Raw genomic sequence first — 20,828 nt, 5'->3', positions numbered from 1 at the left:
ATCTGCACCCGTCCGCAGCCCTTTAAGCTTGACATTATTATTAACTGATTGAGTTATAGAAGCCTCTTACTTGTGCTTCATACCTTCCCATTGCTTCATATCTACGTTTTCCACCTGTTTGCCAGTCAAATCAACTGAATCCGGGGTAGTTGTATTCACGCCGGACAAGCCCAAATCGACACTGACCACGACAACATGTGCAAGACCGCTCGCATCTTTGCCTTCTATCGTCAGAGACGCTTTTTGATTCGTGATATAGCTGTTTCCATCAACAGTCGCCAGCAGATCAACCTTCGTAATCGCAACATCCGAGGACAGTTGAGGCAGTGATTGCTTCAAAGCGCTAAAATCTGTTCCAAAAGGTGTCTTGAAGGCTTTATCATGGGTTCCCTGGACATTATCGTGTGAAGCTTTTTTGACCAGAAACGATCCAATTGCGTTAACAGCTGTAGGGATCTGATTGCCGGATAGTGATAAATGAATCTCCTTGGCACCGTTGGCGGCCGGGTTTTCTGTTACATACTGCTGCAGATTACCAACCAGCGCATCAATTAGATTTTCCGCTTCTTTATTGAATTGATCTCCTTGGACCTGACCACTGCGTTCCTTGTCATTTTTTGCTGTCTGAAACTTATGCTCCATTCCCTCCTTGTCTTCGATTACTTGATAAGTATCGCTATCACCTGTTTTAAATACAGTTTTCCCATCGGTGTTATATACTTTAAGTGACTGCTCCGTGCCTCCGCCTTTGATCGTTACGTCTGCACTGACGGCATGATTGTCATTGTTCTTTTTAAACGTTCCATTGACTCCAATCAGGCTTTTCCCGTTATCCTGCACCGTAACCGATACCGCTTGGGTCACGCTTTTGGCCGCAACGGTTGTTTTGATCGCCGTCTTATAGGAGTCATACCCCGATGATGCGTTCACACCCGCATATGCAGATGTAACTAGCAGAAGGGTTCCAACCGCGACGCCAGTTCCAATTAGTGATAATTTCTTGTTCATGTTTAACTTCCTCTCCAAATGGTTTTAGTATCAATCTCTTATCTTACAATCTCATTGTAGCCCGCGAATCATAACTGCCTCTAAACCACTCCTTAAGCTCAGCTAAAACAATCCTTAAAATTATATAAACTTTACCACTTGGCAAATTGCCCCCTCTGACAAAAACAAAAACACCCTGATCCCATGACCAAGGTGTTTACGGATGGAGCCTTTATGCATTATCTTAATTACTTTTTACCCAAATCAAATTCCATCAGGTCTCTTGCCATCGTAATGGGGCCCGAATAAATCTCTCTAACGCCTTTTATGTAAGCTTCTTCCGCCTCTTCGGTTTCCATGGGCGCAGGGATATGGTGTGTCAATACGAGATGCTTCACGCCAGCCTTGCGGGCTATCTCCGCTGCTTCTAGTGTCGTGGTGTGGTACTTGGCCGGGTTCGAGAGTCCGACTGCTTGCTCAGGGAATTGGGTGATCAGCGCATCCAGCCATTCCTTGTTATAGGATTCATGGATTAATAAATCGATGCCTTCGCTGTACTTAACCATATTGTCGACGGGAATCGTATCGCCGGAAATGACAAGCGATTGCCCGTTATATTCGAATTTGTAAGCAAGCGCCGGATAGACAGGCTTATGATCAACCTCAAAGGCTGTAATCTTAATACCATCGTTGTCATACACGACACCTTCATTACTAAGTACATACTCGATATTCGCACCCACATCAGTGGATTTGTTATAATTCACCCGCAAATTAACGTCAAAATCGAACGATTCCCGCATTTTTCCGATAATTTCTTGGGTTGTCGTTGGACCATATACAGTCATGGGAACCTTGCGGCCTTCAAAGACTTGATCAGGAATAACATGGGTCCTCCAGCTGCTAATAAATACATCGAAAAATCCGGAATTGTGATCACTGTGATGATGTGTGAACAAAACATCCGATATACGCTGTGGCATAATCCCGGCCTTAATCATCTGATCGACGACACCACCTCCACAATCAACCAAAAAGCTTTTGCTGCCCGCAAATACAACAGCTGCCGATTTGGAGCGTCCGTAGAAGCTGCGCGGTGTTCCCGTACCTAACAATATCACCTTCAAATGCTCATGAAAATCTGGAGCCAGCTTACCTTGTGGCTGTATAAACATACCCGAATGCACCCCGATAGTTAGAATTTTAAGTCATTGCCTGGTTTCATAGCTGCATATAAATTTCATACTCATTCCAGTGTAAAGAGGAAATGCATCTTTTGTCAAACATAAACCACCGTCCCATTTGAACAACTGCACAATATACAACGAAAATGTATCTTTACAAGCCCATGATTCATCATAATTCCCTTTTTGGCGCATATACTTATTTTATGACAGTCAGCTGAGCAAGCTATAAGTGAAAGGAATGGGTGGTACATATGTGGGAAAGCGTACTAAAGAAACAGAAATGGGAGCTTCAAGTTAATTCGGAGCGTAAATCGATTGCATTTAATATTTCGCACAACGAGGAAATTGGAGATGTCTCGTTCCGTTTGGATCAATCCGAGCTCTTTGAGCTGATGCACACATTTTTATCCATTAACCGATCCTTTAATCAGGAATCGATGTATTTTGAAGAGCATGATCGTGAACAATCTGTCTCGTAAAATAAACATATAAAATGAAATACAAAAAAACGGCTGAAAGGATCAGTCGTTTTTTTGCGTTTTGTTTCATTCGAAATTTAAGGGCGGAATGAGGTTCCATCAGGAAGTCTGGCTAATGTCCACGCTGGAAGTACGTCGGAGCATGGAAACTTGGCTGCCAGTTTTTCATCAATATCCACACCAAGACCTGGCTTTTCATTCGGATAGACGTAGCCATTGCGAACTTCAGGAATGCCCGAGAACACTTCATGCACCTCGTCCTTGAAGCCGTTCCATTCCTGAATACCGAAATTAATGCTGCTAACATCCAGGTGGACATTAGCCGCATGGCCTACTGGAGACACGTCGCCAGGACCGTGCCAAGCTGTACGCACACCGAACGTTTCAGCCAACGAGATTACCTTCTTGGCCGGTGTAATACCACCGATTTGGCTGACATGAATGCGAATAAAATCAATAAGGCGATTGGCAATCAAAGGAACCCATTCATTCGGATTGTTAAACAGCTCGCCCATAGCCAACGGAGTTGTACTGTGCTGGCGAATATTTTTAAACCATTCGATTTGCTCAGGAGGCAGAGCATCCTCCAAATAAAACAATTGGAACTTTTCCAATTGCTTGGCAAAGCCTACTGCATCAATCGGTGTCAGACGCTCATGCACATCGTGAATGAACTCGACTTCCCAACCTAACTTGCTGCGAAGATGTTCAAAAAGACCAATAATACTTCTCATATAGGCTTTCGGATCATAATAAGCACCATCCAGCGCGTTTTCAGGTTTAGTTATAGCGGCACCACGTCCTCCGTACAAACCCATTTGGCAGCGAATATAACGGTAGCCCTGCTCCATATATGTTTTTGCGTTGGCTTCTACTTCTTCCGGACTGCTGCCATCCGCATGCTTATATACAGCGGCTCCTTCACGACATTTTCCGCCTAACAATTGGTACACAGGCATCCCAGCCAGCTTCCCTTTAATATCCCACAGGGCCATGTCTACCCCGGACAGCGCATTATTCAACTCAGGTCCATTCCGCCAGTAGCCGCTCACCATTGCGGTTTGCCATATATCCTCGATCCGCTGTACGTCTTTTCCTATCAAGAATGGTTTCATGTAATTATCGATTACGGACGCAACCGATAAATATCTTTGAGTAAAAGTGGCACATCCGAGACCGAAGAGGCCAGGCTCCGAGGTTTCTATTTTAACTACGACCAGATTGATACCTTCCGGTGCGGTCATAATGGTTTTGACATCTCTAATTGTAATCATATAGCTCTCTCCCTTGTCTTATCCTGTTTGTATGGTTTCTATTGTTTGACGGCTCCTGCCGTTAAACTGCTAATAAAGTACTTTTGCAAAAATAAGAATAAAATAACAAGCGGCAAGCTGGACACGAAGGATGCTGCCATCATATCGTTCCAAACAATTTTATAAAAGCCGTTTAATTGTCCAATCCCAACCGGCAGTGTTTTCATATCCTCCGATGTCGTCAAAATCAATGCAAACATATATTCATTCCAACCCTGCAGAAAAGAATAGATCGCAGTGGCGGCGATACCAGGCAAAGATAAAGGTAAGATGATTTGTACAAAAGTACGGATTCTACCGCAGCCATCAATCGTTGCCGCCTCATCCAGCTCCTTCGGAATACCTTGAAAGAAGCCCATCATCATCCAGGTGCAGAATGGAATCGTGAATGAGATATATACGAGAATAAGACCCAGGTGGGTATCTATTAATCCCAACGTCTTCAACACTTTATAGAACGGAATAAGCAGCATAATTGAAGGGAACATCTGCGTTACCAATAGAAAGGTCAAGAAGGTGCTCTTACCTTTAAAACGAAATCTGGATGCACCATAACCAGCCATTGCAGAAAATACTAAGGAAATTATAGTCGCAGCAAGTACGATATATACGCTGTTTGCAAAATAAGTTGCAAATGGGTAGTCCTCCCAAATACGGACGAAGGATTCCCAAGTCGGAGCATCCGGTATCCATTGCGGCGGTGTCACCATAACTTCATCGTTCGGTTTTAGCGCCGTGGAAACCATCCATAAAGTCGGCACCAGCACGATCAGCGAGGCTACGACCATAATCAAATACATAAAGCTATTAAACACTTTGTCTTTCCCTTTAGTCATTGCCATTGTCAAACAGCCTCCTATAAACGAATCCGATCAAGAAGCATACGAAAAATACAACGACAGCCATCGCGGCAGCTTTACCGAAATCAAAGAATTCAAAAGCATTCTTGAAGATATCAATACTGACGACGTTAGTAGCGTCTCCTGGACCACCTTGTGTCAAAATCCAGATCATGGTGAAATGCTTGAACCACCAAACTGTATCCAAAATCAATGTAACGACAAGAACAGGCATCAAGCTGGGTACCGTGACATAACGGAAGGATTTGAACCGATTGCATCCATCTATCTTGGCCGCTTCGTACATATCCTGCGAAATGGATTGAAGACCGGCTAGCAGCAGCATCATGACCATCGGATAGCCCTTCCATATGCAGACGATGATGATCGCGATGAAGGCATAGGTATTATCACCAAGCCAGGAAACCGGCTCACTGATTAAATTCATTTTCATCAGAAAATGATTAAACAGTCCGTACATCGGATTAAACAGCCACTTCCACAAAAGTCCTACGACTACTTCTGGCAGCAACCAAGGAAGAATGAGAATAGCTCTGAAAAAAGTGCGTCCAACCAAATTCATATTTAGAACCAGGGCAAGTCCCATCCCCAGCACAAAATGACCCGCTACCGTAAAAAATGTGTATTTCAGCGTCAGCCAAATACGATTAACAAAATCCCAGTTAGAAAAAATATTCATATAATGGTCGAGCCCTACAAAATCCCATTTGTTCACCAGATTCGTATTGAAGAAACTGATGTAGGCTCCGTAAACTAGTGGATAGCTTACCAGCAAAATCAAAGTAATCGCTGAGGGCAGAATAAACCAATACCCCGCCCACTCGATTTTGGCTATGGATTGTTTCATATTTCTTCCTCCTGAGAGCTTTTTGCGTCAGCAAAAACTTGCAACGTAGAACATATTCTTGGATACGACGATTCGTTCATGTTCTCGTGAAAAAGAGGGGGAGGACATCCCCCTCGAATTAGTGCATGAAAGTTTACTTGCCTTCTTTCTGGATCAATTCGTTAGCGCGACCGACTGCTTTTTTCGTAGCTGCGTCCACATCTCCGCCCTTGGCCAGCAGCATCTGATAAGCTTCAGCTACTATGTCCTGGAATTGCGTATAGGTGGAGAAATTTGGTACGTGGAAGGCATTGGCAATAGATTTTGAAAACCCGACCATTTCTGGTGTATTCAATTGCTGATTTTCGCCTACATCTACTCTCGTTGGCAAACGTCCGCTTATTGCGTTCCATTTTAACGAGTTTTCTTTGTTTACTACGAATTTCAAGTAGTCGACAACGGCTTCTTTGTTTTTGCTTTCTGCAGAGATGGAATATCCAAGCAGCCCGAAGGTGGATACATTCTTTTCCTTCTTAGGAATAGGTGCACTGTAGAGCTTGCCTTTTAAACTCGGGTTTTGGGCCAGGATGGTACCCAAAGCGTTAGGTCCGCTGATCAACATCCCTACCTTACCGTTAGCCATCAAAGTGGCTGCTTCCGGAAAGCCGGTTTCTGTTACACCAGGAGGTACAACACCATGTTTCGTATACAAATCACCATAAAACTGGAAGGCTTCCTTCGCCTTAGGTGAATCCAGATCCGTTACCCATTTACCGCTTGCATCTTGTCTCAATTCATCCGCACCGAATGAACGGAGAACCGGGATAAAGCGTGAACCGCCTGAAGAGTTACGCGTACCAACCATCCCGAATCCCCATTGGTCAGGCTTGCCGTCCCCATTCGTATCCTTGGTCAGCTTCTTGGCAACGGTTACAAAGTCATCCCATGTTTCTGGAGCCTTCAGCCCTTCAGCCTCGAACCAATCTCCACGATAGATCAATGCTTGTGGTGTAGCATTCCATGGGAAAAATTGGAGTTTGCCGTCGACGCTGGATTCTTCTACAATGTACGGATAAAACTCTTTCAAATATTGATCACCCAATAGCTTGGTTAAATCCGCTGTAATATTCATTCCATAGGCCGTTCTCATGAATTCAGGCGTATTGGTGAAGGCATCGGGCAAATCTCCAGCTGTAGCAAGCGTGGTTAGCTTTTTAAACAAATCGTTCAGTGGCACTCCGATAAATTCAATCTTGATGTTAGGATGAAGCCTCATGTATTCATCAGCTATTTCCTTCTCAGCAGGGCCATCCGGCTTTTCCGTTTGAGATACGGAGATAATTTTGATAGTCACAGGCTTACCCGTTTGATTATCTGCTGGTTTGCCTGCAGAAGCCTCTTGTTTGGCTCCGCAGCCTGTCAGGCCAACAGTTAGTGCTAGTACAGAAAGCAACCCCATTTGTGCAATCTTTTTGTTCATTCTTTTCCCTCCATTATGTTATAGCTTCCTTCTATATATTGTTAATGCAAGGCTCACCGGATGCCATATAAGTTGACTGAAATCGAGTTCCAGTATTCTGTGGTGAACCGAGCAATCGCAATCAACAATTGTATTATGTATGATGTCATACAAGTTACTACGAAAGAAATCTGCATCAGGTGTATCTTTTGTTTAATGCTGGTTTCTTTCCCGCAGCTTTTCTATATTGCCATTCATACCTATTTTGATCAAAGCTTTAACAGCTTCACTGTCTCTTCTCTTTAAAGCTTCTAATTGTTGGATGTGCCCTTCCACACTTTCTTCACTGACACCAAACACTCGATTCAGCTCCTCCAAAAATTCAGAGTAAGCATGGGTATTTTTCACGACCTGATACAGAATTTCATTTTTGGAAGCTTTGGCTATAGCTACGTGAAACTCAATGTCAGCAGCCGTATATTTTTTGTAATCGCTTTGTCCTGCTACCATTTTTTCGAGAGCTTGCTCAATGCGACGGATATCGTCCTCATCTGCTCTCTGGACAGCCAGATCAATACATTTAAATTCTATCGTTTCACGAAACTCCATCATATCCATGAATTCCCGTTCCGTTATATTCATGATAGGAGTTAAATCATTCAATATCCGATCCTGAATCGATTGCGAAATAAAGGAGCCTTGTCCATGTCTGGTAGTGATGATTCCGATCGCTCTCATTTTCTGAATCGCGCTTCTCACACTCACTCTGCTCACCTTGAACATTTGGCACAATTCATGCTCCGAAGGAATCTTATCACCAGGCTTCCAGGTGCCATTAACAATATTATTTTTAATTTGAGCATACACTTCGTCGACGATATTTTGTTTATCAATGCTTGTTAAACTCATCTCTTTCACCACCTTACTCATAACATGTCCTACAAGTTATCGCCTTGGATAATATTATCAGCATTAATTCAAAAATGCAAGAGAAAAATCTTTTGATTTGTTCATATCGTCATCTATTTCAACTGGCGTTTCAGGATATACGTATTTGGGTTTTCTTTGACTACCAGTTCCCATCCTTGATCTCCAAGAATATTCAATACTCTGATCAGGGAAATATCATTGAATTTCGGAAGGTGAGCCCTCTCATCCATAAAATAGCTTACACCGTAGGAATCAACCTTCTTATTCAAGGTAGTATATTCAAACTTCATGATCAGCAACTCCCTATAACTTATATCATCCTATAAAATACCCTCTATATGAATCATTATAGCATTGTTCAATTATGAATTTAACTATTTGAAAGAATATTCTGCAAACTCTTGACTACGAACAAATGTTTGGTATAATGGTATTAAGAACATTCGTTCGTAATCCGAAAGGGGTGTCGAATATGCAAGCTACTAACGCCAGATTTATTGAACGTGATTATTACAAACAATTGATAGAAACCAATAGCGAGCTGCTGACAGACATTCAAATCGAAAAGATTCTCCATACTACAGATAGCTATTGGCTGGATCTGACCTTCAAATTTTTTGAAGATGGGTCATTGGTTATTATCGATAATCATACGGAGCAAAACTTTCCGCTTAAAGATCTTAAAGGTGCTGCTTTTGACTTTTACGTCAAGCAACGTATTATGATGATTCGTGCCCATCTGAAATCCAAAGTTTTACAGACTGCCTAAGCGATTTACACACAACAAAGAGTAAGATCCCTAATAGAGATCTCACTCTTTGTTTGTTAAGGTTATGCAGTTCCTCACTCACCGTTAATCCACTTGCTCGTATTGCTCTTGAGGAAGCTCGGTCATCCTCACCAGCAAATATTTGGCTACACCATTTTCCGAATTAGCTTCGATAATCTCATCGGCTACCGCTTGCAGCTCCAGCTTGGCATTGCTCACAGCCAGCTTCTTCCCTGCCGCCTCCAACAAGCTAATATCATTCAGATTATCACCAATAGCGATAATGTCCTCCGTCTGACATCCAACACTCTTAGCCCACATTCTCAGACCGTTGCCTTTATTCACATCCACATGACTGAATTCCAGAAAATAGTGATCCGTGATGTACGTATCCGCCATGAAATGAATTTGAATACGTTCGCCATATGCGGCACGCACGGCTTCCATCAATGGCACCATCTCGTCATAATGTCCGATATAGGTGAGCAGCAAGGTTTGTATATCATCCGGACAGCGCAGCTCGGGAATTTCTCTGAATCTTGCATCATCAGGTCTGCTTGAGACAAATTGCTTGTAGCCGACGCCTGCTAATGATTCATGCAGCACACGTTCCGAGCCATCCTCATCCAATCCGAATAATAAGGGGCATTGTCCATGCAGCTTGCCGAACTGAATCAATTGATTCGTTAATCCGAGATCCATAAAGACGCCATCCAGCACTTTGCCATCTACAGGATCGTACAGTAATGCTCCGTTATATAAGACCATAGGGTATTTCCAGGGAATTTGACCAACAACCGCATGTGAACTTGTATAGCTTCTGGCTGTTGCATAACTGATTCTATGTCCTTGCTCTAAGGCCTCCGTTAATACCTCAATGGTATAGGAAGAAAGGGTTGCATCTGGCTGCAGCAGTGTTCCATCCAAATCAGTCAATACGTATATCGGCTTCATCTTGAGTTCGTTCCCCTTTCGTGTACAAAAACCAACGCTCTGGGCGTTGGTTTTATATGATTATTTCACTAGTTGGTTATAAAGGGAAGCGTACTGCTGTGCAGATTTGCGCCAGCTGAAATCCTTCTTTTTAATATTAGCCAAAATCTTATTCCAAGCCTGGGAATTGCTGTAAAGCGAGACAGCCCTGTTTACTGTGTACAGCAGATCATGCGCATTGTAATGCGTGAAGCTGAATCCGGTGCCTACACCCGTTTCCTCTTCATAAGCGATGACGGTATCCTTCAACCCACCTGTTTCACGTACAATGGGAACTGAACGATAACGCATCGCAATCAATTGTCCAATTCCGCACGGTTCAAATTGCGAAGGCATCAGGAACAGATCCGAGCTCGCATAAATTTGCCGCGCTGTCGTTTCATTAAACGTAATCAGCGTTGACAGCTTATCGGGATAACGGTCAGCAGCCCAACGGAATAATTGCTCATAGCGGTGCTCGCCTGTACCTAACACAACCCACTGTGCGTTCAGAGACATCAATTGCTCAATTACATGCTCGACAAGCGATAATCCTTTTTGCTCCACGAGTCGAGTAACGATCCCGATCAGTGGAACATCCTTGTTCACAGGAAGACCGAGCTTTTCTTGCAGCTTCAGCTTATTTTGCTGTTTTTTCACTAGAGAGTCTCGGTAGTTCACTTCCAAATGAGGATCTGTCATAGGATCGAATTCTTCATAATCAATCCCATTCACAATTCCATGCAAACGATGGCTTTGACTGCGTAACAATCCGTCCAGATATTCACCGAAATACGGTGTTTGAATTTCCTCGGCATACGTAGGACTTACCGTCGTAATGATATCCGAGTATAACAAGCCACCCTTCAAGAAGCTGGCCCCTCCATGTAGTTCGAGTGCAAATCCGTCAAAGTGCTCCGGACCCAAGGTAAAGTAATCCATAAACTGTTCCTTACCAAACACCCCCTGATATTTCAGGTTATGCACAGTAAGGATCGTCTTGATATGGGCATAAGCCGGTTGGTAGCTAAAATGGGCGCGATACAAGACCGGAACCATCCCGGTCTGCCAATCATGACAATGAATGATGTCGGGCATGAAATCAATATGCTGCAGGGAATCCATCACAGCGCGGCAAAAGAAAGCAAAACGCTCTGCATCATCATTATACCCGTAACAACCACTTCTCAAAAAATAATTCTCATGGTCGACAAAATAAAAAGTAATGCCTTCATGCTCAAGCTTCAAAATACCACAGTAGAGCTCTCTCCAACCCATCCGTAGTGTAAAAGTGGCGACGGTTTCCATTTTTTGCGTAAATTGTGCCGGTATGTCTCCATACTTGGGCAGCATCACTCTGACATCCAGACCCTGCTTGACCAATTCCTTCGGTAACGATCCGATGACGTCAGCCAAACCACCTGTTTTGGCAAAAGGTACAGCTTCCGATGCGGCAAATAACACTTTCATGGACAAACTACCACTCCTTTATATGTAACCTGTCTCTAGTCTCTATATAGTTTTCTTTATATAACTTTCGTTTTTGAAGCAATAAATGGCGCTTGCTTATCACCAGTCAGGACACGACCTCGACTAATAAACACATCCTTGTCCAATATTGCATTTTCAATGATCACATTTTCCTCGATTTCGCAGTTTTGCAGGATGATACTGTTTTTTACATAGGCACCCTTGCGGATCTTGACACCACGGAACAGGATACTATTTTCCACTTTGCCCTCAATTATGCAGCCATTCGCAATTAAGGCATTACGGGCCAGGGAATGCTCGGCATACTTGGCTGGGGGCTCATCCTTGACTTTTGTATAAATCAGATTCTTCTGGAAAAACAGCTCGCGCCATACCTTGGGATTCAGCAGCTGCATACTGTGCTTATAGTAGCTTTGGATCGTATTTACGATGCCTGCATGACCTTCATGCAAATATCCATAAACGCCCAGCTTATCGATATTTTTCATAATACCGTCCCGTACCAGATGATCATAGCCTTGTGCCAGGCACGATTCCACCATATCCAGCAGCAATTCCTTGCTCATGATATAGATTTCCATGGATATGTTATCGGTACGCAAGCGACCGTTCTGATCTTCCATGACGGTGACTTGCCCGTCTTCTTTAACGGCCATGCGCCTGAACTTGGCAAATTCCTCGTCATCCGCATGCTTGTATACAACCGTAATGTCAGCATTTTTCTCCAGGTGATAGTCCAGTACTTCATTCAAATCAATATTGCATACGATATGACTGCGGGAAATCACGACATATTCTTCACGTGCCCGATAAAAATAATCGCGGTGGCTATAAAATTGGAATAAATCACCGCGGGACATGCCTGTCGTTTCCTGCATGATCGCCGGTAGAATAAACAAGCCTCCACGTTTGCGGTCCAGATCCCATTCTTTTCCAGATCCGAGATGATCCATCAGAGAGCGGTATTTATGCTGGGTAAAAACGGCAACATTTTCCAAACCGGAATTAATCATATTCGATAAAGTAAAATCAATCAGTCGATACCTGGAACCAAAGGGTACCGAGGCGACGTTGCGAGAGTAAGTAAGTTCTTCCAGACCATCCGGCTCATTAACCAGATTGATGACGCCCATCATTCGCTTCATGCAAACTCACCCTTTCACGTTGATCTTGGATGGTAAACTGATTACTTCATTGCCGCCAATCAAAGTAATATCCTGATGATCACCAGGCTCGCCAATGGTGCAGCCATCTTCAACAATAGTGCCATCACCGATGATCGATTTATATATTTTCACATTATTTCCGATACGCACATTCGGCATAATGACAGAGTCTTTAATTAAGCTGTTCTCGCCTACTTCAACACCATAGAATAAGACCGAATGATCGATTTCACCAAATACGGCGCAGCCCTCGTTAACAAGCGAACGACGAATTTGCGCGGTTGGCGCCAAATATTGACCAGGCTGGCAAGGATTAACGGAATAAATTCGCCATTCTTTATCATTCAAATTAAATTCAGGTTCAGCTTCCAACAAATCCATATTGGCTTCCCACAAGCTATCGATGGTACCGACATCTTTCCAGTAGCCTTCAAATGGATAAGCCATCAGCTTTTTCTGTTCGTTCAGCATCAACGGAATAATATCCTTGCCAAAATCCTTGCTGGATTCTGAATTTTCTTCATCCTTATACAAAAATTCCTTCAGCACTTTCCAGTTGAAAATATAAATCCCCATTGAAGCCAGATTACTTTTGGGTTCCTTGGGCTTTTCAGCAAATTCCGTAATCCGGTTCTCATCGTCCGTACTCATGAGACCGAAACGGCTCGCTTCCTCCCATTTCACTTCAATAACAGCGATGGTAGCATCCGCTTCCGTCTTTTTGTGGAAATCCAGCATGACATCATAGTCCATCTTGTAAATATGGTCACCTGAGATCACAAGTACATATTCCGGATCGTATTGATCAATATAGGACACATTGCGGAATATCGCATCGGCTGTTCCCTTGTACCAATCTCCACCTTTTTGCTCCATAAACGGCTGCAGCACCGTGACACCACCATGCTTGCGATCCAGGTCCCATGGCGTTCCAATCCCGATATACGTATTTAAAACCAAAGGTTGATACTGTGTGAGCACGCCTACTGTATCAATTCCAGAATTGGTGCAGTTACTGAGCGTGAAATCAATAATTCGATACTTCCCGCCAAAATGAACTGCAGGTTTCGCAAGCTTGCTGGTCAGAACACCCAGTCTTTTTCCTTCGCCACCCGCAAGCAGCATGGCCACACATTCCTTTTTACGCATCGACACTAACCCCTTTCTTTTTTTCGGATATAGCTTTGCGGCGGATCTTGACAGGCTTCAGAATAACGACCGCGAGTGGCGGAATCGTCAGCTGCAGACTATAGGGTTGGTGATGCCATGATACGATTTCTGTTTTCAACTTCTTATTCAATTGCCCGGAACCGCCATATGCAGGCAGGTCGCTGTTAAAAAACTCTATATAATCAGCTAAAAGCGGAACCCCAATACGATATTTCTCATGAACAACAGGAGTGAAATTACAAATGATGATCAAAAAGTTATCCGGGTCGCTTGATTTTCTCATGAAGGTGGTAATGCTTTGCTTGCTATCATGAGGATCAATCCAGGAAAAGCCCTCGGGCTGGTGATCCAATTCCCATAACGATTGTTCCTTAAGGTACAGGTGGTTTAAATCATGAACATAGTGCTTCATGGATCGGTGACTGTCGTAGTCAAGCATCTCCCAATCGAGATCCTCCAGGTCCTTCCATTCATCAAACTGGCCGAACTCACTGCCCATAAACAGCAGCTTTTTGCCGGGATGCACCATCATATAACCGAGCAGCAGACGCAGGTTAGCGAACTTTTGCCAGTAATCGCCCGGCATTTTGTTCAGCAGCGATTTCTTGCCGTGAACGACCTCATCATGTGACAAGGGCAGTACGTAATTTTCGTTGTACGTGTACATAAAGGAAAAGGTCAGCTGATTGTGGCTGCCGCGGCGGAAATAAGGATCTATCTCCATATACTTCAGCATATCATTCATCCAGCCCATATTCCATTTGTAATTGAAGCCCAAGCCTCCATCATGCACAGGCGAAGTCACCTTCGGCCAATTGCTGGAATCCTCCGCCATCATTAAGGAATGCGGGTAATGAGCGAAAATGGTCGTATTCAGCTGCTTCAAAAATTGTACAGCCTCGGGGTTCTCGTCCCCTCCTTGCGCATTCGTAATCCTCTGTTCCGGCGGTCTGCCCAGATTCAAAGACAACAGACTTGCTACCGCATCGACTCGCAAGCCATCGATATGGAATTTATCCATCCAGAACAGCGCATTGGAAATCAGAAAGCTGATCACTTCCGGCTTGGTGAAATCAAACATCAGCGTGCCCCACTGCGGCTTTTCAGCTTTCTTGGGATCATTGTACTCATAGAGCGGCGCCCCATCAAACTGCCTCAGGCCATGCTCATCCTTGACAAAATGCCCCGGGACCCAGTCCATAATGACCCCAATCCCTTTGCTGTGGCAGCGGTCAACGAAATACATAAAATCCTTGGGCGTGCCAAACCGGCTCGTAACAGAATAATAACCTGTAGCCTGGTAACCCCATGAACGATCATAAGGATGCTCCGCAAGCGGTAGTAATTCAAGGTGGGTATAACCCATGTCAGCCACATAGTCAACCATTTCATCAGCAAGCTCACGGTAGGTGTAATATTCACCGCCTGGCTTCTTTTTCCAAGTCCCCATATGAACTTCGTAAATGTTAATCGGCTGTTTGTAGACGGATTCAGCTTGTTTACGCTTCTGCCAAGCTTCATCCTGCCATTCAAAACCATCCAGTTCATAGACACGGGAAGCCGTGCCCGGTTTTAATTCGGAATAAAACGCGTATGGATCAGCTTTGAGCAGCGTTACCCCCTGTTCAGTCACAATCTCGTACTTGTAATATTCGCCCTCCTGGACATCCGGAACAAATAAAACCCATATGCCCCAGGTACTGGCTTTACGCATGTTGTGCTCAGTGCCAATCCAGTTGTTAAAATCTCCAATAACCCTGATTTCCTTGGCATGCGGTGCCCATACGACAAATCGGACACCGGCGACTCCCTCATTCTCGATAAAGTGTGCTCCCAGCATTCGGTAGCTTTGATACAAGCTGCCTTCATGGAACAAGAATAGGTCGTCAGGACCGGGGATTAAGCTCGTCATTAGTCATCCATCCCCTTATTTTCAAGAATTCCGTCCATATATAGACAAATACTACATCCAAGTCCAAATTCCTCTCTCAACATTCCAAATTCTTAGTAAAATATGAAAATGCCTCCTTGCTTAAGTCTTTACTTCCTTTTACCCAAAAAAGCAGGATTTTGACGATTAAAGTGGAATATACTCTAGCTACACTCAGAAAGGTGGAAAATAAGAATGAATGACAAGGTTAAAGGGCTTGTACTTGGTCTGTCGTTAGGCGTTATGCTGACAGGATCGATTGCTTATGCCAGCGGGTCCCAAATAGAAGTATATTTCAAAAACATCAAATATATGTTTGATGGCTATGTAAAAACCCCAACCTCCGAGCAGGGTGAAAGCTTTATCTACAATGGAACTACTTATGTGCCGCTGCGTTTTGTCAGTGAAGCGCTCGGTAAAGAAGTTCAATATGACGGAGATACCGACACGATCTGGGTTGGCAAAAAGATCGATATGAATGCTATCGTTGCTACCTATGATGGCGGAGAGGTGAATTTAGGCTCTTTTGAAGCTTATTTAAACTTCCAACGGTTACTTGACCCCGATAATGCCAAGTATGATAAAGATGAAGGCTACAAAACCTATATGCTTAAGCAGCTAATCGGTCAACAAATCCTGATGGGACGCGCTGGGGAAGAATTCCGTAAATCGATCGCTGTAACCGTGGATTCACAGGTGGTGGAACTGAACAAATATCTAGCCTCCTCGGGTCAAGACTTGAACACGGTTCTAGCCGCTAATCAATTGACTCCAAGCCTTGTGCACAGTTATGTTGAAGCTATTCTCGGTGCCCAGATGTGGCTGAACTCCCAGGCTACTGATGAACGAATTAAAGGTTTGTATGATCAACAAGTGAGCAGCAATAGTGAAAATTTGCTAAAAGCCACAGTACGCCATATTATGATCAGCAGTAATGATGAGAAAGGCAACCCTCGTGCCAAGGAAGTGATCGATCAAAAAGTAAAGGAAGTTCAGGATAAACTCAAAAGCGGTGAGGATTTTGCTGCAGTTGCCAAACAATATTCCGAAGATCCCGGATCCAAGGATAGCGGCGGACTTTATACAGATGCCGAGGTTTCCAAATGGGTGGAGGGCTTCAAGAAAGCGGTTCTGTCCCTGGAGATCAACAAAATCAGCGAACCGGTGGAGACCGAATTCGGTTACCATATTATTCGGGTAGAGTCGCGCAGCACCCAATCCTTTGAAGCCATGAAGGATCAATTAAAGCAGCAGCTTCTCTCCGACCTGTCCAAACAGTTTAATGAAAAAGAATTACCCGGCTTGATTAAGTCCATCACGCTGCCTAAACCATAATCACCGAAGGAAGGTACCTCCATGTTTGCAACACACGATTGGAAAGACTACGAATTAATCGATACCGGCGACGGTGAAAAGCTTGAACGGTGGGGAAGCATTATTTTACGCCGTCCCGATCCACAAATTATTTGGCCGCTCAGTAAGGAAACAGCACCTTGGAAAGCAGCTGATGCCCATTACCATCGCAGTACAAGCGGTGGTGGGCAATGGGAGCAGCGTACTCAATTACCTGAGCGTTGGACAATCGCCTATGACAAATTACAGTTTCATATTAAGCCGACAAGCTTCAAGCATACGGGACTATTTCCTGAGCAGGCAGCAAACTGGAAATGGATGATTGACAAGATCCAGGGCGCGGGACGGAAAATCAAGGTATTAAACCTGTTCGCCTACACTGGCGGAGCTTCGGTGGCTTGTGCTTATGCCGGAGCCGAAGTATGCCACGTTGACGCCTCTAAAGGGGTTGTCCAATGGGCTAAGGAAAACGTGCAGCTATCCGGACTTGGCGATAGACCCGTACGTTTTATTACCGATGACGTATTTAAATTTGTTCAACGCGAGCAGCGTCGCGGTAGTCAATATGATGCGATCATCATGGACCCTCCCTCCTATGGACGTGGACCGAATGGTGAGACCTGGAAGCTGGAAACGGATCTGTTCCCATTTGTAGAATCATGCATGGGCATTATGTCCAATAGACCTCTATTTATGCTGATCAACTCCTATACAACCGGTATTTCCGCTACGGTGCTTAAAAATATTCTCGCTTTGTCCATGGGCAAAGCACACGGTGGTACCATCACATGTGGAGAAATCGGACTACCGATTACGGCGTCCAAGCTCATGCTGCCATGCGGCATATTGGGACGTTGGGAGGCATAATCTTTGTCGAACGAAGCACCCTCATCGATACCCGTTTTGTACGAAGATAATCATGTCATTGTCGTGATCAAGCCTGTAAACGTACCGACTCAAGAGGATGATTCCCACGACCCCGATTTGTTGACGCTTATTAAGCAGGACTTGAAACACCGTCATCAGAAGCCAGGTAATGTGTACCTGGGCTTGGTGCACCGGTTGGATCGTCCCGTTGGCGGCGTAATGGTATTTGCCAAAACCTCCAAAGCCGCTTCAAGGCTGTCGGATTCAGTGAGGACAAGAACCATCCGTAAACGGTATATAGCGGTTATTCACGGTAGACCCAAGCAGGAGCAGGCAACATTACGCCATCATTTGCTCAAGGACACCAAGACCAATATGGTTGCTGTTGTATCCCCCAATGCTGCAGGAGCAAAAGAAGCTATTCTCGATTATCAGGCGCTTGGTCATCGAGAGGGCTGTTCGCTTGTTAGTGTTGAGCTGCACACGGGCAGGCCCCATCAAATCCGTGTCCAGTTTGCAGCTATTGGCTGCCCGCTTGTCGGTGATCAGCGCTATGGGGCTCACCTGACAAAACCAGGTCAGCAAATCGCACTCTGGTCAACGGAGCTTGGCTTTGAGCACCCAACGACCAAAGAAGCCTTGAGCTTTAGCTCAACGCCTCCGCAATCGGCTTATCCATGGTCTTTGTGGGAACTATAGTGTGATAGATAAATACGTAATGCCGGAAACCCACCAGCCACTCTCTATGAGTGAGACAGATGGGTTTTTCGGTTTAAGCTCCTGATTATGCATAACCTTATTGGTACTGAAATAATAGCTTGAGCCACCTTATTAGGAACTACCTTTATTTTTACTCCCCACATAGGGAGCAGTGCCAATCAAGTGCTCCAAGGCTTTTTCAAAAGTTGTGATATGTTTGTCCAATTCCGTGATGCCGTATGGGTGATCAAGAACAATGATTTCATCATCCATGTATTCCACTGTGATCATACATGAAGGAAGATCTTCCATCCAAAGGACCGACTCGTATGTAAAGGTACGGAAGCCAAAACTGTCCAGCAGCTGTTGGATCGATTCAACAGCATCAGTGGAAATCATCCACTCATGATTGCCCAAGCAGTGTACGAACGCTTCACCCTCCCAGAAAACCGTTCCGTCTGCAAATAATACAACTTTATAAATTGGACAGCTGCCCAAGCAGACGGTCCTTTCCAGCGAAATGCTCTTGAACATGCTTCCTCCTTCAAGCTTAGCAGCGAACCCCTTGATGGAAGTCCAAGGTCGGACGATGCGCTTGGCTTACTCCTGCTGCTTGGCCATTATACGAAGCTTCTCATCCTCAGTAAACCAGAGCTTATAGCTGAGCAGACCCAGCATCATACTAGATAAAGCGGCAGAGGCTGCCAATATAAACACTATCAGAATCTGATAGCGAACGGCTTCAACCGGATCGGCTCCGGCAACAATCATCCCCGTCATCATACCTGGAAGCTGTACCAGCCCGATCGTCTTCATCCCATCGATTGTCGGTATCATGCTGGATTTGACCGAACGCTTCAGGGATACCTGGATCGCTTGCCTGACCGTTGCTCCCAGCGATAACAGAGCCTCAATCTCACCTTTGGAAGCTTGCACATTCAAGTGCATCTGATTGAGAAACAATCCGGAGACGACCATCGAACTGCCAATAATCATGCCGCTCAGAGGTATGATATATTGTGGAGTCGGCTCGATAATACGCAGCACCAGCAGTAAGCCCATGGTGACCGCCTCTGTTGCGCCAATTGACATTGCAACGCGCCAGAACACACCTGTGAGCCCTTTTCCCCGCTTGGCTGAATTAGCAGCTGCTACTGCAATCATAATCGCGATAATCAGCACCAGCAGCGCCGGATGATTCGCATTAAATACGAACTGCAGCAAATACCCAACCAGCAGGAGCTGCACAGCAGAGCGAATCGTTCCGATCCATATCTCTTTTTCCAAACCGAGCTTTTGACGCATGGAAATGAATATCGTAATAAATATGAATGCCAGTGTAAAGCCCAACGCGGTTGTACTCATCGATGCTCCCCAATTCCAACAGGATCTTGCGATACTTGCACAAACTTACGTGCGAGATCTGTCTCCGGACGTTCAAAAAAAGCACTTGTCTGGCTATTCTCATACAACCTGTTCTCAGCCATAAACCATACATGGCTGCTCGTGTGACGCGCTTGCTCCAGATCATGAGTCACCCATATGAACGTAGTCCCTTCACGACTGTGCCAATCAAACAGGAGCTCTTCAACCGCCTGCTTGCTTCTTACATCGAGTGAAGCTGTTATCTCATCGACCAACAATATTTCCGGACGCAGCAGCATCGAGCGAACCAGAGCCACGCGCTGCTTCTCTCCGCCAGATAAATCCTCTGCACGCTTGCTCCAATCCAAACTTTCCAGCTGAACTGCTTCCAGCAGCTGTTTGGTCAATTCACGATCAAACGGCTGCTTTTGCAGCCTGCTCACCGTTCGTAAATTGTCTTCCACACTTCCTGGCAGCATTACGGCCTGCTGAGCGACATAGCTCACCTTGCTGCGCCACATAGGTGGCTGCCATTCATTCGACAGCTTGCCTCGATAAGTAAGAGTGCCTTTATCTGGGGTATCCAGCATGCCAATGATCCGCAACAATGTGCTTTTTCCTTGGCCGGAGGCTCCCACCACCGATATGATCTCAGGCTCGTTTATCTCGACTGAGAAGTCATCAAACAGGACACGCTGTTCCTTTTGTTGAATGTGTTTTCTTAATTGATGAATTCGGAGGATTGACATGGTTTATTCACCTTCCTTTGGGGGGAGGACCCTCCCAAACCCTCCCTAATAGGGAGGGCTCCAAAGGGCGCTGCCCTCTGGACTCCCTTGCTGTAGAGTGACTTTGGTGTTCTCGGGGCGCTTATCGTCCCTACGGGACACGCTTGGTTTGGTGCTGGTACAGGCTTAAGAGCGGGTGCTGATTGGGTGCACGCTTTACGGTTCTCGGGCCGCTTTGGCCCCTTCGGGACAAGCTCGACTTTGGGTTCTGGTGCAG

21 protein-coding genes are annotated in these 20,828 nt (G+C 45.0%); 5 read left to right on the top strand and 16 right to left on the bottom strand.

Features of this window, described 5'->3' with window-relative positions; genetic code table 11:
• Nucleotides 1–66 precede the first annotated feature (66 nt).
• Both BK127_RS11545 and BK127_RS11540 read right to left on the bottom strand, forming a co-directional pair.
• Nucleotides 67–1,008, bottom strand: coding sequence for a hypothetical protein (locus BK127_RS11545; protein WP_076230195.1), 942 nt, complete (start codon nucleotides 1,006–1,008; stop codon nucleotides 67–69).
• Between the two features lie 227 nt (nucleotides 1,009–1,235).
• On the bottom strand, nucleotides 1,236–2,162 hold the full coding sequence (locus BK127_RS11540; protein WP_076230194.1) for an MBL fold metallo-hydrolase: 927 nt from the start codon (nucleotides 2,160–2,162) through the stop codon (nucleotides 1,236–1,238).
• Between the two features lie 263 nt (nucleotides 2,163–2,425).
• On the opposite strand from BK127_RS11540, the gene BK127_RS11535 reads away from it, so the two are divergent.
• A complete protein-coding gene (locus BK127_RS11535; RefSeq protein ID WP_076230193.1) occupies nucleotides 2,426–2,653 on the top strand; it encodes a hypothetical protein in 228 nt (75 codons plus the stop codon).
• A gap of 77 nt (nucleotides 2,654–2,730) precedes the next feature.
• Here BK127_RS11535 and BK127_RS11530 read toward each other — a convergent pair whose 3' ends face one another.
• The 6 genes from BK127_RS11530 to BK127_RS11505 form a co-directional block, all read right to left on the bottom strand.
• Nucleotides 2,731–3,927 (bottom strand): enolase C-terminal domain-like protein, encoded by a 1,197-nt coding sequence (locus tag BK127_RS11530; protein WP_076230192.1) that lies wholly within the window; start codon nucleotides 3,925–3,927, stop codon nucleotides 2,731–2,733.
• Between the two features lie 38 nt (nucleotides 3,928–3,965).
• Complete coding sequence (locus tag BK127_RS11525; protein WP_218639011.1) at nucleotides 3,966–4,808, bottom strand: carbohydrate ABC transporter permease; 843 nt, start codon at nucleotides 4,806–4,808, stop codon at nucleotides 3,966–3,968.
• Entirely contained in the window at nucleotides 4,795–5,673 is an 879-nt protein-coding gene (locus BK127_RS11520) for a carbohydrate ABC transporter permease (protein WP_076230191.1), read from the bottom strand. Before BK127_RS11520 ends, BK127_RS11525 begins: the two co-directional genes overlap by 14 nt.
• Nucleotides 5,674–5,806: 133 nt before the next feature.
• On the bottom strand, nucleotides 5,807–7,132 hold the full coding sequence (locus tag BK127_RS11515; protein ID WP_076230190.1) for an ABC transporter substrate-binding protein: 1,326 nt from the start codon (nucleotides 7,130–7,132) through the stop codon (nucleotides 5,807–5,809).
• Between the two features lie 192 nt (nucleotides 7,133–7,324).
• Nucleotides 7,325–8,020, bottom strand: a complete 696-nt coding sequence (locus BK127_RS11510; RefSeq protein ID WP_076230189.1) for a FadR/GntR family transcriptional regulator — start codon at nucleotides 8,018–8,020, stop codon at nucleotides 7,325–7,327.
• A gap of 113 nt (nucleotides 8,021–8,133) precedes the next feature.
• Nucleotides 8,134–8,331, bottom strand: coding sequence for a hypothetical protein (locus BK127_RS11505; protein WP_076230188.1), 198 nt, complete (start codon nucleotides 8,329–8,331; stop codon nucleotides 8,134–8,136).
• 182 nt (nucleotides 8,332–8,513) lie between these two features.
• Here BK127_RS11505 and BK127_RS11500 point away from each other — a divergent pair, with 182 nt between their 5' ends.
• A complete protein-coding gene (locus BK127_RS11500) occupies nucleotides 8,514–8,810 on the top strand; it encodes a hypothetical protein (protein WP_076230187.1) in 297 nt (98 codons plus the stop codon).
• Between the two features lie 84 nt (nucleotides 8,811–8,894).
• Here the strand turns inward: BK127_RS11500 and BK127_RS11495 are convergent, their stop codons facing one another.
• Genes BK127_RS11495 through glgB form a run of 5 tightly spaced genes read right to left on the bottom strand, consistent with a single transcriptional unit; the run spans nucleotide 8,895 to nucleotide 15,521 of the window.
• Nucleotides 8,895–9,764, bottom strand: a complete 870-nt coding sequence (locus BK127_RS11495) for an HAD hydrolase family protein (RefSeq protein ID WP_076230186.1) — start codon at nucleotides 9,762–9,764, stop codon at nucleotides 8,895–8,897.
• 60 nt (nucleotides 9,765–9,824) lie between these two features.
• Entirely contained in the window at nucleotides 9,825–11,252 is a 1,428-nt protein-coding gene (gene glgA / locus BK127_RS11490; RefSeq protein ID WP_076230185.1) for a glycogen synthase GlgA, read from the bottom strand.
• Between the two features lie 56 nt (nucleotides 11,253–11,308).
• Complete coding sequence (gene glgD / locus BK127_RS11485; protein ID WP_083689247.1) at nucleotides 11,309–12,409, bottom strand: glucose-1-phosphate adenylyltransferase subunit GlgD; 1,101 nt, start codon at nucleotides 12,407–12,409, stop codon at nucleotides 11,309–11,311.
• Nucleotides 12,410–12,424: 15 nt separating this feature from the next.
• Nucleotides 12,425–13,588, bottom strand: coding sequence for a glucose-1-phosphate adenylyltransferase (locus BK127_RS11480; protein ID WP_076230183.1), 1,164 nt, complete (start codon nucleotides 13,586–13,588; stop codon nucleotides 12,425–12,427).
• On the bottom strand, nucleotides 13,581–15,521 hold the full coding sequence (gene glgB / locus BK127_RS11475; RefSeq protein ID WP_076230182.1) for a 1,4-alpha-glucan branching protein GlgB: 1,941 nt from the start codon (nucleotides 15,519–15,521) through the stop codon (nucleotides 13,581–13,583). The genes BK127_RS11480 and glgB overlap by 8 nt, the downstream gene beginning before the upstream one ends.
• A gap of 213 nt (nucleotides 15,522–15,734) precedes the next feature.
• Here glgB and BK127_RS11470 point away from each other — a divergent pair, with 213 nt between their 5' ends.
• The 3 genes from BK127_RS11470 to BK127_RS11460 are packed head-to-tail and all read left to right on the top strand — an operon-like array spanning nucleotide 15,735 to nucleotide 18,458.
• A complete protein-coding gene (locus BK127_RS11470) occupies nucleotides 15,735–16,874 on the top strand; it encodes a peptidylprolyl isomerase (protein ID WP_076230181.1) in 1,140 nt (379 codons plus the stop codon).
• A gap of 21 nt (nucleotides 16,875–16,895) precedes the next feature.
• Nucleotides 16,896–17,759 carry a class I SAM-dependent methyltransferase gene (locus BK127_RS11465; protein WP_076230180.1) on the top strand — a complete coding sequence of 288 codons (864 nt, stop codon included), beginning with the start codon at nucleotides 16,896–16,898 and terminating at the stop codon, nucleotides 17,757–17,759.
• Nucleotides 17,760–17,762: 3 nt separating this feature from the next.
• Entirely contained in the window at nucleotides 17,763–18,458 is a 696-nt protein-coding gene (locus BK127_RS11460; RefSeq protein WP_076230179.1) for an RluA family pseudouridine synthase, read from the top strand.
• A gap of 132 nt (nucleotides 18,459–18,590) precedes the next feature.
• On the opposite strand, the gene BK127_RS11455 is transcribed toward BK127_RS11460, so the two are convergent.
• From BK127_RS11455 to BK127_RS11445, 3 genes are all read right to left on the bottom strand, one after another.
• A complete protein-coding gene (locus tag BK127_RS11455) occupies nucleotides 18,591–18,992 on the bottom strand; it encodes a DUF6438 domain-containing protein (RefSeq protein ID WP_076230178.1) in 402 nt (133 codons plus the stop codon).
• A 66-nt stretch (nucleotides 18,993–19,058) separates the two neighbouring features.
• Nucleotides 19,059–19,823, bottom strand: coding sequence for an ABC transporter permease (locus BK127_RS11450; protein WP_076230177.1), 765 nt, complete (start codon nucleotides 19,821–19,823; stop codon nucleotides 19,059–19,061).
• Nucleotides 19,820–20,572 carry an ABC transporter ATP-binding protein gene (locus BK127_RS11445; RefSeq protein WP_076230176.1) on the bottom strand — a complete coding sequence of 251 codons (753 nt, stop codon included), beginning with the start codon at nucleotides 20,570–20,572 and terminating at the stop codon, nucleotides 19,820–19,822. Before BK127_RS11445 ends, BK127_RS11450 begins: the two co-directional genes overlap by 4 nt.
• Between the last annotated feature and the right edge of the window lie 256 nt (nucleotides 20,573–20,828).

The sequence above is a fragment of the Paenibacillus sp. FSL H7-0331 genome (genome assembly GCF_001956045.1).
The sequence above is the reverse complement of the archived record's forward strand: the minus strand, read 5'-3'. Positions and strand labels throughout refer to the sequence as shown.